Origin of the sequence: Streptomyces sp. NPDC008238, assembly GCF_042956445.1 — a bacterium.
GTDB lineage: Bacteria > Actinomycetota > Actinomycetes > Streptomycetales > Streptomycetaceae > Actinacidiphila.
In genome coordinates, this window is sequence record NZ_JBIBGK010000050.1 from 1 (window position 1) to 14,494 (window position 14,494).

Sequence of the window (14,494 nt, forward strand, 5' to 3'; positions counted from 1 at the left end):
GTCGAGCCCGAGACCGGCTTATACACCGCCGTCACCCTCACGCCCGGCGCCGGCCCCGAGCACCACGAAGCCACCGTCGGCCTGCACCTGCTCGCCGAAGAAGACGGGCCGGTGGACGCCTTCGGCGACACCGCCTACTCCACCGGCCAGGCCCGCCAAGCCCTGGAACAGGCAGGTCACCGGCTGTTCCTCAAGCCCGCCCCACTCCGGCCAGCCGTCCCTGGCGGCTTCACCCTCGACGACTTCACCATCGACACCACCCACGGCACCGTGACCTGCCCCGCCGGACACACCGTCCCCCTGTCCGACCCCGGCGGACGACACTTGCAGCGCACGGCCGCCTTCAAGGACCGGTGCACCGACTGCCCACTGCGTCAGCGATGCACCAACGCCAAAGCCGGCCGCACCCTGACCATCCGCCCCCACCACGACCTCCTCGCGGCCGCCCGCCACCAGGCCGCCACCGACCCCGACTGGCAGGCCGACTACCGCCGCTGGCGACCACCGGTCGAACGCGCCGTCGCCTGGCTCGTCCAGCACGGCAACCGCAAACTCCGCTACCGCGGCACCATCGCCAACAACACCTGGCTCCACACCCGAGCCGCCGCCCTCAACCTCCGCCGACTCATCAACCTCGGACTCACCCACACCGACGGAACCTGGCACCTCAACCCGGCCACCGCATAGCAGAACAGGGGCTGTCCGGCCTACGGCCGAACAGCCCCACACCAAGATCTTCACCAGTCTTCTAGGTCGAGTCTGCGTCTGTAGTCCGTTACGCCGCCGCCGCGTCCTGCCTACTGTCCATGACATGGATAAGACTGGGACTTTGGATGAGGCACTTGAGCGACTGCACAGCACGGGGCCCGAGCGGCTCGGGCGGCTCACCAACCACGCGCCGATGGCCGTCGAGGCACTCGCTGCTCGCGGACAGGCACATGCGGTGCACCGCTGGCTCGACCTGTACGCGCACAAGCTTGAGGAGTTCCCGTCCCGCGTCGAGCCGGTGACGGAAGCGAATTGGTCTTCCGCGCTTGGCGATCCGCGCCGCGCGGCCGACTGGATCGACTACTTCGAACGCGAGGTCGCCGAACGCCTGTGGCGCGAGGTGCTCACGCAGTGGTGGCCGCGTCTCCTGCCCGGCATCTACGGTGGCTCGACGCATCCGGTGATCCGAGTCGGCCACGCCGTTCGCGCACTCCTGTCCGCCGAGATCACCGAACCACGCTTGGCTGAGCTGGCTCACGGTCTCGGCTATTGGGCCGCGCGCCACCGACCCATCGCGGTTCCTTCCCCTCTTCCCAGCACTGACAGCGCAGCCGACGCTCTCGAGGCGGTACCCCCCCTCGCCCTACAGGACGGTGGCTTCTCCGCCCGAATCGACCGCGTCGAGGCCCTGCCGGTGTGGGCACCAGCAGTCACAGAACCAAGCGAAGCGCACCACCACCTCACCGAACTGGTGCGGGCGGCAACACACAGGTATGCCACGCACGGCCACGGCGAGGAAACGATGCTTGTCCACGCGGCCACGGCTCCCAACGCGATCCTGCGCACCCTGCCCGCGCTCCCACCCGCCATGTGGCAACCGAGCCTGCAGGCAGCCTGGACGGCCTCGGCGGCAGTGACCGCGATGTACGCACCACATACCCCGATTGCATACGCCGCACCCGGCAGCTTCACGCCCGAAGAGGTTTTCGAACTAGCCTTGGCACATGGTGACGAGCACGTCATCAAGCTGACAGACACTGCCCTCGATATTGCTGATGAACCTGCCCTTGCGGCAGCTTTGCGTTCCATGGAACTGAGCAACCCGCTGGGGTGAGGATATCCACACTGAGCTTGTTTCGCATGGATGGACACCGTTGGTGTGGTGGCAGGCTGCGTGTGCCGTTTCGTATTCGGCGGGGCTGCGGTAGCCGAGGCTACTGTGCAGACGGTGCAGGTTGCACCATCTTTCGATCCCGATGAAGTCGAAGATCGCGGTGCGGGCGGCGGTCCGGCTGGGGCAGGCGGTCGTGGCCAGCAGCTCCCGTTTGATGGTGGTGAAGGTCCCCGGTGGTCCTGGTAGACCCCCACTGGGCATCCCGACGGCCCTGCGAGGTCGGACACTGGTGGGCACAGCGGAAGGCCGCCAGCTGAGGTGCTGTGATGCGCTTTGTCGCCGGCACCACTTTCGAGTACGGCCCATCCGGCGGCGTCGAGAGTCCGAGCCCGCGGTGTGGGCGTGCAAGGCATGGGTAGCCGCTCCACGTGCGACGCCCGCCCCCGGTCGGTTCGTCACCGTGGTGATCCCGGGGTGTCGCACTGGCGCGGCCCCGTCCGCTGTGGAGGTGGACGGAGCCGCGTCTTCACATCTCCCCACGCCATGCCGGTCGTATGCGGTCTGCGGCACTTTGCTGACGGCGAGGGCCGGTGTCGGCGGCCGTGGCAAGGTCCAGGTGTGCGGCCAGTCGAGTCCAGGCTGATGGCCACCGGAAATCCAGGTGGATGGCCTGTTGTTCCTGATCGCTCCCTTATCTGACGGAGACCCCTCCGTCCGGTTTGCTGGTGCTTGCGAGCATCAGCAACCGGCCGGAGAGGTCCTGTGACGAAGTCTGACAGAGAGATCATGGAAATCTTTGAGGCGTACGACCTGACCGAGACGGTCTGGTCGGCGGCGACCCTCACGGGGCACGACCCGAAGACGGTCAAACGGTATGTCGATGCCCGCGCCAGCGGGCGCAACCCGTATGAACGCGAGCCGCGACCGAAGATGATCGACGCGTTCCTGGAGAAGATCGAGGAGTGGGTCGAGCAGTCCAAGGCGACGATCCGCGCCGACGTCGTCCACGAGAAGCTCGTGAAGATGGGCTACCTGGGCAGCGCGCGCTCGACCCGGCGGGCGGTGAACGCGGCGAAGACCGCATGGAAAGCGGGCAAGCGGCGAACCTACCGGCCGTGGATCCCCGAGCCCGGGCGGTGGCTGCAGTTCGACTGGGGAGAAGGGCCTCGCATCGGCGGGCGCCGGACCTGGCTGTTCTGCGCGTGGCTGTCCTGGTCCCGTTTCCGGGTGGTGATCCCGGTCTGGGACTGCACCCTGGGCACCCTGGTCGCCTGCCTGGACACCACATTCCGTCGGATCGGTGGGGCGCCGACCTACGTACTGACCGACAACGCGAAGACGGTCACCGTCGAGCACATCGCCGGGATCCCGGTCCGGCATCCGCAGATGGTCGCCGCAGGCCGGCACTACGGTTGCCAAGTGGTCAGCTGTGTCCCCTGCGACCCCGAGTCCAAAGGCGGTGCGGAGGCCACGGTCCGTATTGCGAAGGCCAACCTGGTGCCCACTGATGCGAACCTGCTGCCTGCCTACGACACCTTCGCCGAGCTCGCAGACGCTTGCCTCACCTGGTGTGATGCGGTGAACTCGCGTCGCCACCGGGCGACCGGACAGATACCCGCCGACCGTCTCGACATCGAACGCACCACGCTGCACGTCCTCCCGATGGACCCGCTGGCACTTGCGCTGGGCGAGCAGTGGGTGGTCGGCTCGGACCGCACGATCAGCTTCAACGCGGTGCGCTACTCGACCCCGCCGGGCTATACCGGCGCCCGGGTCTGGTGCCGGGTGGTCGGCGAGGAACTGTCCATCACCGCTCGCACCAACTCCGGTAATCTGTCGGAAATTTGGCGCCACCAGCTGTCGGTCCCAGGGGTTCCGCAGATCATCGATGCGCACTACCCCGACCACCCCGACGGCCGCGGCGTCCACCAACCGAGACTGCAACCGCGCTCGGAAGCGGAGATCGCGTTCGTGGGCATCGGCCCGGGAGCTGGCCGCTGGCTCAAGGAGGCCGGACCCGCCGGCGCGGTCCGTATCCGCGCCAAGATGGCCCGTGCCGTCGAGCTCGCCACGGTCATGGGCTCCGACAGCGTCGATCAGGCTCTGGGGCTGGCCGCGACCGCCGGACGCTTCGCCGACGACGACCTGCTCTCCATCCTGGAGCATCTCGCGGCGAACAGACCCGCCGGCGAGTTCGTACGCGCGGACGAGACGCACTCCGTCCAGAGCGGCACGATCGGCTGGCAGGCCCTGGGCCAATAGGCGTCGGCCCCAGGCCAGTTGAAGACTCGTCGATCGGGATCAGTCACCGATGAACCACAGATACAGGTGCAGCCCGCGCTCGACGACCTGGCACAACTCGCGGGCCTGCGCGACCCAGTCACCACCACAGGCTGCAGGAAGTCGGTCGAGTTCCGCCAGCAGCAGCGGCATCTGCCGCTGGTTGAACACCGCATCCCCATACGGAGTCAGGGCCCAGAACATCGGAAAGTCCGCCGGGTCCAGGTCCGCGAAGTCAGCGGTCCACACCACACCGGCCTTGGCGCGAGCCACGAAGTCTCCGCTGTCACCACGCACCGCCATATTGATCACCGGCCGAGCCTATCGGCGCCCGCCCCGACCAGCGAAGGGATATACGACCGTGACGTTTCCCCAGGCCCCGGCCCTGCCCGAGGAGCTGGACAAGCTGATGCGCCGGATGCGCCTGCCCTACATGCGCAAAGCCGCCCCCGACGTGCTGGCCACCGCCCGCGCGCAACGCTGGGACCCCGCCGAGGTCCTGCGGCTGCTGATCGCCGAAGAGGTCACCGGCCGCGACGCCGCCACCCGCCGCCTACGACGCCACTCGGCGAACTTCCCCACCGGCAAGACCCTGGCCTCCTGGCGAGCCGAGAACTCCACGATTCCCGAGCCCACCCAGAACTCACTGGTCACCCTGGAGTGGATCGGCCGCGCGGAGAACTTGGTGATCGCCGGTCCGTCGGGCACTGGAAAGTCGCACTTCACCGAGGGTCTGGCACAGGCCGCGATCGAGAAGGACCTGCGAGTGGCCTGGTTCACCCTGGAGACCTTGAGCGCGGCAATCAGCAAGTCGAAGGTCGACGGGTCCACCGCGCGGACTGTTGCACGGATCTGCCGGGCGGACCTCATAGTCGTCGATGACATCGGCCTGCTACCCGTCGGCGAGGACGCCGCCGAGGCGTTCTACCGGATTATTGACGCCGCCTACGAACGCCGCTCGATCGCAGTAACGAGCAACATTCACCCCTCAGGCTTCGACACGATCATGCCCAAGACCCTGGCCGGAGCCAGCACCGACCGCCTGATGCACCATGCCCACCTCGTCACCACGACCGGCGACTCGCACCGCCTCGCCGAGGCCCTCGCCGGCAAGGGCGTGATCCCCCTGCACTGACCCCCACCCCCAGGAACACTACTGGCCACAGGCATGGATTTCTGATGGCCACCACCCTGGACACCCCACGGCCACCCACCTGGGCATCTCAATGACCGGTGACAGCCGGGTCCGGGGTGTGGTGATCGCACGCGGCGACCGGCTATGCCGCGCAGATGCTGCAGGGCCGTGTCCTGTCCGGGGAAGGGCAGCAGAACGCGTAGCTGTACAGGGCTGTGCTCAATTGACCCTGCCTTGCCTCGAGTGGCCGCCCATTGCGGCGCCTCAGATTGCCCGCGCCGCTGCGTGCGAGGAGGTGGTGGCAGGCGGCGGCTCGCCGGGGAGGTCCACGTTGCCGGCGAGCCGCCTATGGTGGCGTCTACCCGGTATGGGTGCGGGCAGTGCGAAGGGTGGGGTTCGCGGCCCTTGCGGCGGCACGAACCCCACCCTTGCGCGGGGGAGGGGGATAGGTCAGGTCACCATCGGTACCAGCGGCGGCGTCCGCTGCCTTCGGCGCTGCGGAACACGAAGCCGAGGAGCCACACCACCAGCACGATGATGGCGATCCACCACAGCGCCTTGAGGGCAAAGCCGGCACCGAACAGAATCAGGGCCAGCAGCAGGACAAGCAACAAAGGAACCATGTCTTATGACCTCCTGACATCGCGTCTGCCCCGCAGGCCGGTTCCCATGCGCCACGCACAGGGCCTGGGTCGCCCGAGCCCAGCGGCCATCCCGGTTACGCGCTGCGGCAACGCCAGCCTATGGCAGGATAAAGATTTGCCGTCCGGCAACAGTTGCCACCCGGCGATATGAGCACAATGCTCACGGGCCATCGCAGCTGGTTTGGGGGAGCGGGGCATCGCCCACACCATCCCGGTCGGTCAACCAGGCAGCGAGGAGATCGACAACCCGGTTCCTTGCGCGCGGCCCGATTACCCGCTGTGCTGGGGCGAGCCCATGGCGGGAGTGCGGCCTGTCGGTTCGGACTGGCCCTTCTTGAACCATTCGGGCGGGGTCATCCGCCCGGTCCCGTAAGCCATATCGGTGTCCAGGAGGTAGCCCCAGCTGGGCAGGTGGTCGTGGACCGCTCCGACAGCGAGGGGCCACCCAAGAGCCTCGTCGCGTCGCCAGTCGGCGATCAGTTCAGCCACTACGCCGAACCATGTTTTGATGTGCACTCCAGCCCGCGAGAGGTTCGCCACGACCGCGTCGCGGACGATCTCGCCAGGCGCCTCAGCGCCGGAAGCGTCGATGACTGCGTGCACCTCGTAGCCGTCCGCCACCATGTCGAGGGACGGAAACGACAGGCACGTCGAGGCAGTGACCCCGGCGATGATGACCTTCTTACGGCCGGTGGCCTCCAGTGCCTCACGGAATGCAGGCCAACGGTAGGCATTGATGACGCCAGGGCGGCGGATGATCTCGGTTTCGTAGAACCGCGCGGCCAGCTCGGGCAGCAGAACCCCGTTAGGCCCCCAGTCACGGCTGGTGGTGAGGATCACGGGTAGCCCCAGAGTCTTGGCGGCCCGGGCGAGCCCGATGACGTTGTTCTTCGCTGTTTCCGGAGGCATGTCGTCAATCAGCTGCATCAGCCCGAGCTGGTGGTCGATGAGCAGGACGACTGCGTTCTGCGGGGTCAGACTGTCGTAAGGGCCGGCGTTGGGCGCGTCGAGCACGGCGGACCTTTCCTTTTCGTTGAGACGGATCGGGACGAGGCGTGATCCGGTACGTGCGGAGTTCGGGTCGGGGGTTGCTGACCGAGACAGATCGGCGTGGAGCTGTTGACGATGGCTCGTGCGGTGACGAGAGGGGGGCACGTCAGCGCCCCAGCGTGAAATACCGGTTGGTCAGCGGACAGAGCGCGCTGCCTTTTCGATGATGTCGGCGACGTCACCCGGGTGAGACACACTCGGGGCGTGGGACGAGTGGATCTCGATGATGTGGGACTGGGCGCGCCTGGCCATGAATATCTGGGCCGCACGCGGGATGTTGAGGTCCTCTCCGGCCACCAGAGCCCAGGACGGAATCGCCTTCCATGCCGGCTCGCCGGAAGCTTCCTCGAGTGCCGCGACGGTGACGGGGCGCTGGGTAGCCGCCATGAGGTTCGTGGTGTACGGGTGCACGTCCGCGGCGAACTGATGGTGAAAGTTGACCGGGTCGATGTACAGGTCGACACCGGGAGAACCGTCGGGCAGGGTGCACGGGACAGGCCGCAGTGCTTCGCCTAGCGAACTACCTGGGAACTTCTTCGCCAGGCCGTCGGCGCTCTCGCCCTTGTCCGGGATGAAGGCGGCGACGTAGACCAATGCCTTCACCTGTTCGGAGCCAAGAGCAGCGTTGGTGATGACGGCACCGCCGTAGGAATGTCCGACGAGGACCACCGGGCCGGCGATGCTCGCCAGGAGACTCTTCACCTGGGCGGAATCGGTGGTCAGTCCGCGCAAGGGATTGGCCGCGGCCACCACCGGATAGCCGTGCTGCTTCAGCTGCTTGATGACGTCGTTCCAACTCGAGGAGTCGGCGAACGCACCGTGAACGAGGACGATCGTTGGCTTGCCGTCCCCAGTGGATTCACCCGAGGCCTCTACGGCGTCCTCAGGAGCTACGACAGCGCCCAGGAGGCCGGCGCTGGCGGACACAGCCGCCGAGAGGGGCAGGGGATTCCTGACGTTCCGGTACTGAAAATGGCGGGTCACAGAAGGCCTTTCCAAGCGATTGTCAGTGGGTCGGTCCTCGCGCGAGGACCGGTAGTGGACACGACAGTGAGCCGCCGGAGTTCCTCGAGGGCGACTCATCACCGATGTGCCGGAACCGAGCAGGTCGGCCTGGCGCGGAGGTTTTGCCTATACGCAGGTGCCGAATGCGGCCCGCGGGCGCGCCTAGCCTCCACCAGGTCGTCTTGGTGACCTTGACGAAGACGTGGGCCGTCGCAAAGGCTGGCTGTGCTGGCTCCTTAGCTGCGCGGGTCCATGGCGGGCCAGCACCCGGGCTGCGTCATCCTCAGCCGTTCCTCGCCCGCAGCGATAGCGGAGTTATGTCCACTTGGATTTCGGGCTGCAGCTAGATCCTGTGCCAGCCCGGGGGAGGGCCAGCGACCGGACACTGCCTCCGTGATCCGGCAGGCGACAAACCATGGCTGACTGGGTGGCCCCGCGGTGTGACTGCCTGGCGCGAACGTGACTACGGCATGCGCCAGCAGTACCAACCAACCACCCTGGTTACCTCCGTGCCCGTACAAGTGAGAGGAGCAGCGGCCCCCGCCCCGCCGCGGCGCATGGTCGTGGCCGATGGCTGCTCAAATCATCAGGGTCGAGATGCCCGCAAGTGCCGTCGTTCGGCAAGCTCGTCCGCGCCGACCACGGTCAGAATCGGGGCGCCGGGCGCTGCGAACATGGTCACCACTAGTTGCGACTGCGCGTCGGTGAGGTTGTTGGCGCCCTGGTAGTGGATGACGTCGCCGCCGGGCTCGAAAAGGGCGTCGCCAGCCCTGAGGACCCGGGGCGTCTGCCCTTCGAGTTCGAAGAGGATCTCGCCCTGGGTGACGTAGCCAAAGAGCGGCCCGGGGTGCCGGTGCGGCGGAGCCCCAACATCGCCGGGCGGCAAGGTGACCCGGATGGTCCTGGCCTCGGCGCCCTCCGGTATCCGGGCCGCTGCCTCGGCCAGCGTTGCGATCACCTCGACGCCAGGCGGCATGTGGGGGTGGTCTGCACTCATGCGTACCTCCAAACAAGGGCTGTCTACTGTCTCGACAAAGCCACCTCAGTGCCTGTGACAGAAACCGGGCCTCGTGTGCTGGCAGCCGCGCGGGGACATGAGCGACGAAGCGCAGTCGGCACCCTGATCCGGAGCCCTGCCCGAAGGAGCATGCGCGCTTTGGGCGCCCGACCGGTTCACGAGGCATGCTCTGGACGGCGCAGTCACCGACTAGAGTCCCCCACCACGACGAACACAGTCTGAACCAGCAGCACCACGGCACTGCCCGCGTGTGCGTGGCCCCCGGGCACGGAAGCCTGGACGCTCATGCCTGCGTCGGGGCCACGCGGAGGCGAGACTCGGGGCCTGGGCTACTCCCAGCAGCCGTTAACGGTCGCGGCGAGGCCGTCGAGGGCGTCCTTGATGTCCGCCGGGTCTGCGGTGGAGTCGTTCTCGACGAAAGCGAACACCCGCCAGCGACCGTCGTCGCCCCTGGTCAGACCACTGAGTGCGATAGCGCCCGTCAGGGTGCCGGTTTTCGCCTTGACCTTGCCTACCGCGCACTCCGAGTCCGCGGTGTCGAAGCGGCCCCACTCGGGGCCGAGGGTGCTGCCCGCTTCACCAGCGACCGGGAGGCCCTCATCGATGGACCTCAGCACAGCCCGGTAGACCGGCTCGGTGACGTTGTCGAGGATATCGGCGATGGTCTGAGCCGGAATGCGGTTGGCGCGGGAGAGCCCGCTGCCGTCATGGATGACGAAATTTTCCATCGACACCCCGTACTGCTCGCTCAGCACGGTGCGCACCGCCTGAACGCCGCCCTCGAAGGTAGCCGACTGCCCAGCGGCAAGCGCGGTCATCCGCAGCAGCGCTTCGGCGATGTCGTTGTCGCTCTTCTTCAGCATCTGCTTGATGACAGAAGACAGAGCCTGCGAAGTGTGCTCTGCGACGGGGACGTTGCCATTGCCAGCCCGACCGCGGGTGACGTGGCCGTGGACGGTGATGCCCTGTTCACCGAGCTGCTTGGCGAAGCTTTCACCGGCCTCCATGCCCGTGTCTGCTGCCAAGCTCCCGTCCAGGGACAGCGCCCGCACCGGCGCGATCACGCCGTCGTAGTAGCCCTTATTCCAGCCGATGGCGAGTCCCGGCTCGGCGAAAAGGCTGTCGTCGATCCGGACCTTCACTGTGTCGAGGCCAGCTCTCTTCAAGCCGGCGGCCGCATCCCTGGCGAGCGCGAAGACGCCGTCGGTGGTCAGGGTACGGTCTCCGCCGCCGATGAGAGTAAGGGTGCCGTTGCCGTAGACCACCTGCGTGGTGAATCTGTGGTCGGGTCCCAGAACGGTCAGAGCGGCGGTTGCTGTGGCCAGCTTGGTGTTGGAAGCGGGCATCAGCGCCGTGTGCGCGTTGTGGCCCCAGATGACTTCATCTGACTTCGTGTTGAGCACAACACCACTGACGTTCGTGCCGATGCGGGCGTCGACGACTCGGGACTCGAGGTTGTCCGCAATCCGCTGCTCGGTCGGGGAGAGCCGGTCGGCTGCGAAGGCGGCCGGCGCCGTGAACAGGACTCCGACAACCGGAGCGGCCGCAACGACGACGAGAGTGCGGCCTACTGTCGGGCTCATGGATTTGGGCTTGCGGTGACGGCCTCCCGCCGTCCGGGCGCTGGGCATGGGATGACTCCTGTTGTTAGGCGTGGGCGACAGATCTAGATTAGTTGTGTAACACCGTGTAACACTGTCTCGGTTGTGAAGATCCCGCATCCATTCGGTGGGACCTGAGCCGGGCGGATGAGGGTGGGAGCGGCAGCGCCTACCCACGACGCGTTAGCAGACCTGGTTTCGCCTACGGGGGTAGGCGTGCCTCCATGTCACCGGTTGCGGCTGCGCAAGAGCCGCAGTCGCTGACCTGACGTGCGCTCGCAGCGTTGCTGACGCGCCATGATCCCCCTCGCTTAGGCGTCCGGACTGTGCAAGGTGACATGCCGGGCGCGATCAACGAGCACGACTCGAGGTTCCGGCCTCAGGAGGTGGCGGCCTTGGCGAGCGCCGTGACTGCTGCAGAAACTGCCTGTTCGACCAACCGGATGCCAACCTGTTGCGTACTGCAGTTGTTGAGCAGTACCACGGTGAGGTAGACGCGCCCGTTTCTCTCTATTCGGCCGATGCTGTTCACGTCCCACCTCTTGGTACGGCTCCGCTGCAGCCAGCCGTTCTTCAGCGCGGCCGGCTTGCCCGGCTCCGCCGCGGCGGACACGCCCCAGTCCTGATCGTCGGAGACGTGGTACATGAGGTCCTGGATGTACGACCGCGACGCGGGGCTGAGCGGCGAAGCGGCACTGAAGACCGCCTGGAGCAGTGTGATCTGGTCGGCAGCAGTGGTCTGGGTGATACCCCACGCCGTGCCTATACCGCCTCGGGTTTCGATCAGACCGAGGCGCCGGTTCGCCGCGTCAAGCCCCGCGGCGCTGCCGATCACCTCCCACAGGACACTCGTTGAGGCGTTGCCGCTTTTCTGGATCATTGCGGCGGCATAGGCGCGCTCCTCATCTGTGAGCGTGCGTCCGGCATCTTGAGCCTGCAGGAGCAACGCTGCCAAGATGTCCACCTTCACGATGCTGGCCGTGTCGAAGGAACCTTCTCCGAACGTCGCCCTTCGTCTGCTGCCGATCTCCTGTACGGCCACGGCCATTCGGTTCTGCCCGAAGAGAGTCGTCACTGGTTTGAGCGCGGATGACAGATCCACTGCCGCTGAATCGGAAGCCGACGGCACCGGCGCCGGAACGGAACGCGACGGGGAGGGGCGGGGGGTAGCCGTGAATGTCGAAGACTTGCCTGACGCCGCTTGAGCTTTGCCGTCAGGGTCTCGGGTGGTGAGGTAGCCGAAGGTAGCGCTGAGAGCCACAACGGTCGTGGCCGTCGTACCGATGACGCGTCGTCGCCTTGCCTTGCGGCGGAGCCGCAGTTCCTTGCGCGACCGGCGGCGCCGGCCAGATGTGTTGTCGTGCACGGGGACAGTCCTGATGGCCGGTCAGCATGCAGTGTTCCGGTTCTATGATGAAGACAAGGCGGGAGCCCTCTCTGTGACAAGGGCCGTGGGGGCACCGAGCTACGTCCCGAAACCATCTGGAATGTGGCACGACGATGTCTTCCGGCACAGGGAGCACCTCACGGCCTGAACTCAGTGTTCGCGGCAGCGTCGTCCACCAACCGCCATGGGGTGTGGGACTGTGTCGCAGGGCCGGTAGTAGCGGTCGCCGTGATTCCCGGGATGCATCACACTGTTCGCACGACACAACGTTTGCGCCTCGGCGAGTGAACCGTGTCGACTGGGGCAAGCGCGGTCCATGGACGTATACGAGGCAGTTACCAGCCGGCGGGCAGTGCGCAGTTTCACCCGCGAGCAGATACCCAGCGGAGTGCTGAAGCGCGTGCTGTCGACAGCAGCTTGGGCACCTTCTGCATCGAACCTCCAGCCCTGGCACATCTATGTGCTCACCGGCGAGCCGCTGACCGAGCTCAAGAAGCGTGCAGGTAAACGACTAGCAGCGGACGACCCGTGGGACGACCCGCAGTACCAGCAGTACCCCTCGGCACTGAAGTCTCCCTACCGCGAGCGCCGGGCCGCCTTTGGTGAACAGCGCTACGGGGCACTCGGCATTGCGCACGAAGACGTCGAAGCACGGCAGAGAGCCGCTGCCGACAACTGGGACTGCTTCGGCGCCCCTGCGGCCTTGTTCTGCTACATCGACCGTGACATGGGCCGGCCCCAGTGGTCCGACCTCGGGATGTATCTACAGACCGTCATGCTCCTGCTCCGCGCTGAAGGACTACACAGTTGCACACAAATGGCTTGGGCCAAGTTTCACCAGACTGTCGCGCAAATGGTCAGGCCTCCAGACGACTTCATCCTCTTTTGCGGTATGTCGATCGGGTTCGAGGACGTCACAGTAAGTCTCCCTCGAACCGGTCGGGCGCCACTCGATGAAACCCTTACCCTCATCGACAGCTGACAACAGCGGAACAGTAAGTCCAGCACAGACGGCCGCGAGGCAGCTACCCATATGGGCGCTGCACTCACAGTCGGTCAAGCGATGGGCGCACACTGGCGCACGGTCACTGCAAGCCCGATTGATGTCCCGCAGTAGCGCATCCTGCACCTGAGCAGTGCCCGCGGTTTCTCCCAGCCCGTCTACACAACGCACGACGTCGCAGGAGACCGCCGAGACCCACGTTTCCCAGCTCCTGCGGATGCCCGCGTACGGCTCGGCCCCACCGGGGCAGGCGGTCCCCACGAGTTGTCATGCAAGCTCCTTGGGCAGGTGTGGTCGATGGAACCGGACTGGCTCAACGCGCTCGATCCACCCATCACGCGATGTAAAGAGGACACTGCCCCTCACGTGTGGTTCAACCAGGGCACGAGGCCGTCACACCCGCATGCAGTGTCCGGTCGTGCCCATGGGCGAGCAACGTCTCTCTCCGCACGCGGAAGCGGGCCCCCGATATGCCAGACGCCGGACGCACGCGCGCCTGGTGCGGGGCCGCCCCCTCAAGAGACGGGGCTGGATTGATCGTCAGTCCCCGACCGCGGGCCGTATGGGTACACGATTCGAATCCGTGCCTCCGAAGCAATTGAAAGCAGAGGGGTTATCATGCCGCATGCAGGCAAGCCGGTCCATGTTCCGGCAGACGGCGGGACTGCCGTTTTTCTAGACGGCCACACTTACACCACGCTCATGTCGAAAGCAGAGAGCAACGGGGAGTTCTCGCTGGTTGAATGTCAGATCCCGGATGGTACGGGGACTCCGCCGCACATCCACCACAATGAGTCCGAGACATTTTTCGTCCTGGAGGGCGAAGTTGTCGTAATTGCTGGGGGCGAGGAGCACATCCTGCAGCCAGGTGGTCTGGTCTACGTTCCGAAGGGCACCAGGCACCACTTCGTAAACCGCAGCGGCAAGCAAGTCCGCATGCTGGCGTTCTTCTCGCCCGGTGGCATGGACGGTCTGTTCACGGACGTAGGCAGCCCCGGAATCCGCGGCGTGCTCGCGCCACCGAAGCCTCGCAACTATGAGCTCATGGCCCGCATGGCGGTGAAGTATGGATACTCCCTGGCCGAGTAGTATCGCGTGTTGCCCGACAGAAGGTAGAAGTCACGTTTGCACTTCCGGCCGACCGAGCCCCTGAACAGAGCAAAGGCTGGGCGACCGCATTGGGTCCCTGGTAGGGCCTCAAGACGCCGTCACTTACCGGGCCACGTTTCGTAGCCTTCATGGACGTAAGCCCACCTGGCTTACCGGCACCGCGATATCGCGCTCCCGCCGAGCTATTGCGGGAGCGCGCATGGCCTGGCGGACGGTTCCAAGGCGCTACCAGCTGAGCGGACGTGACGGGGCCGGCGTGCGGGCGATGCCGCGGCCATGCCCGACGCGGCTGGCTGTCGGCGACGGGTGAAAGTGAGCGGAGTCGGGCCGCTGGCTGGACGTTCTTGAGCTCCGGCACAGTCTTGTAGCAGCGCTGCCAGCCTGCGGACCGCCGTGCATGACCTATGTTTACCAACATCCGCGGCGTCGCGGCGCCTTA

At 66.3% G+C, this 14,494-nt stretch carries 13 protein-coding genes and 1 pseudogene; 6 read left to right on the forward strand and 8 right to left on the reverse strand.

The window, feature by feature from the left end:
- Together ACFZAU_RS40720 and ACFZAU_RS40725 are read left to right on the forward strand one after the other, a co-directional pair.
- The coding region (locus tag ACFZAU_RS40720; RefSeq protein WP_500556419.1) for a transposase at positions 1–687 on the forward strand (687 nt) is incomplete at its 5' end.
- 124 nt (positions 688–811) lie between these two features.
- On the forward strand, positions 812–1,822 hold the full coding sequence (locus ACFZAU_RS40725; RefSeq protein ID WP_500556420.1) for a questin oxidase family protein: 1,011 nt from the start codon (positions 812–814) through the stop codon (positions 1,820–1,822).
- 78 nt (positions 1,823–1,900) lie between these two features.
- Here ACFZAU_RS40725 and ACFZAU_RS40730 read toward each other — a convergent pair.
- A pseudogene (locus tag ACFZAU_RS40730) lies at positions 1,901–2,188 on the reverse strand (hypothetical protein); the annotation flags it as partial.
- 420 nt (positions 2,189–2,608) lie between these two features.
- Between ACFZAU_RS40730 and istA the strand changes: the two are divergent.
- Positions 2,609–4,084 carry an IS21 family transposase gene (istA, locus tag ACFZAU_RS40735; RefSeq protein ID WP_500556440.1) on the forward strand — a complete coding sequence of 492 codons (1,476 nt, stop codon included), beginning with the start codon at positions 2,609–2,611 and terminating at the stop codon, positions 4,082–4,084.
- Positions 4,085–4,123: 39 nt separating this feature from the next.
- Here istA and ACFZAU_RS40740 read toward each other — a convergent pair whose 3' ends face one another.
- Positions 4,124–4,405 carry a hypothetical protein gene (locus ACFZAU_RS40740; protein WP_500556441.1) on the reverse strand — a complete coding sequence of 94 codons (282 nt, stop codon included), beginning with the start codon at positions 4,403–4,405 and terminating at the stop codon, positions 4,124–4,126.
- Positions 4,406–4,511: 106 nt separating this feature from the next.
- Here ACFZAU_RS40740 and istB point away from each other — a divergent pair, with 106 nt between their 5' ends.
- Positions 4,512–5,237, forward strand: coding sequence for an IS21-like element helper ATPase IstB (istB, locus tag ACFZAU_RS40745; RefSeq protein WP_500556442.1), 726 nt, complete (start codon positions 4,512–4,514; stop codon positions 5,235–5,237).
- A 455-nt stretch (positions 5,238–5,692) separates the two neighbouring features.
- Here istB and ACFZAU_RS40750 read toward each other — a convergent pair whose 3' ends face one another.
- The 6 genes from ACFZAU_RS40750 to ACFZAU_RS40775 all read right to left on the reverse strand — a co-directional run bounded on the left by ACFZAU_RS40750 (position 5,693) and on the right by ACFZAU_RS40775 (position 11,921).
- Complete coding sequence (locus ACFZAU_RS40750; RefSeq protein WP_500556421.1) at positions 5,693–5,860, reverse strand: DUF5670 family protein; 168 nt, start codon at positions 5,858–5,860, stop codon at positions 5,693–5,695.
- A 291-nt stretch (positions 5,861–6,151) separates the two neighbouring features.
- Positions 6,152–6,895, reverse strand: a complete 744-nt coding sequence (locus ACFZAU_RS40755) for an isochorismatase family protein (RefSeq protein WP_500556422.1) — start codon at positions 6,893–6,895, stop codon at positions 6,152–6,154.
- Positions 6,896–7,066: 171 nt separating this feature from the next.
- The gene (locus tag ACFZAU_RS40760) at positions 7,067–7,915 is read right to left on the reverse strand and encodes an alpha/beta fold hydrolase (RefSeq protein WP_500556423.1); all 849 of its coding nucleotides are present in this window, start codon (positions 7,913–7,915) and stop codon (positions 7,067–7,069) included.
- A gap of 607 nt (positions 7,916–8,522) precedes the next feature.
- A complete protein-coding gene (locus ACFZAU_RS40765; protein WP_500556424.1) occupies positions 8,523–8,933 on the reverse strand; it encodes a cupin domain-containing protein in 411 nt (136 codons plus the stop codon).
- A 350-nt stretch (positions 8,934–9,283) separates the two neighbouring features.
- A complete protein-coding gene (gene dacB / locus ACFZAU_RS40770) occupies positions 9,284–10,585 on the reverse strand; it encodes a D-alanyl-D-alanine carboxypeptidase/D-alanyl-D-alanine endopeptidase (protein WP_500556425.1) in 1,302 nt (433 codons plus the stop codon).
- Positions 10,586–10,934: 349 nt separating this feature from the next.
- Positions 10,935–11,921 carry a serine hydrolase gene (locus tag ACFZAU_RS40775; RefSeq protein ID WP_500556426.1) on the reverse strand — a complete coding sequence of 329 codons (987 nt, stop codon included), beginning with the start codon at positions 11,919–11,921 and terminating at the stop codon, positions 10,935–10,937.
- Between the two features lie 337 nt (positions 11,922–12,258).
- On the opposite strand from ACFZAU_RS40775, the gene ACFZAU_RS40780 reads away from it, so the two are divergent.
- Together ACFZAU_RS40780 and ACFZAU_RS40785 are read left to right on the forward strand one after the other, a co-directional pair.
- A complete protein-coding gene (locus ACFZAU_RS40780; protein WP_500556427.1) occupies positions 12,259–12,924 on the forward strand; it encodes a nitroreductase in 666 nt (221 codons plus the stop codon).
- Between the two features lie 723 nt (positions 12,925–13,647).
- Positions 13,648–14,034: a cupin domain-containing protein gene (locus tag ACFZAU_RS40785; RefSeq protein ID WP_500556428.1), complete on the forward strand. Its 387-nt coding sequence runs from the start codon at positions 13,648–13,650 to the stop codon at positions 14,032–14,034.
- Positions 14,035–14,494: the final 460 nt, after the last annotated feature.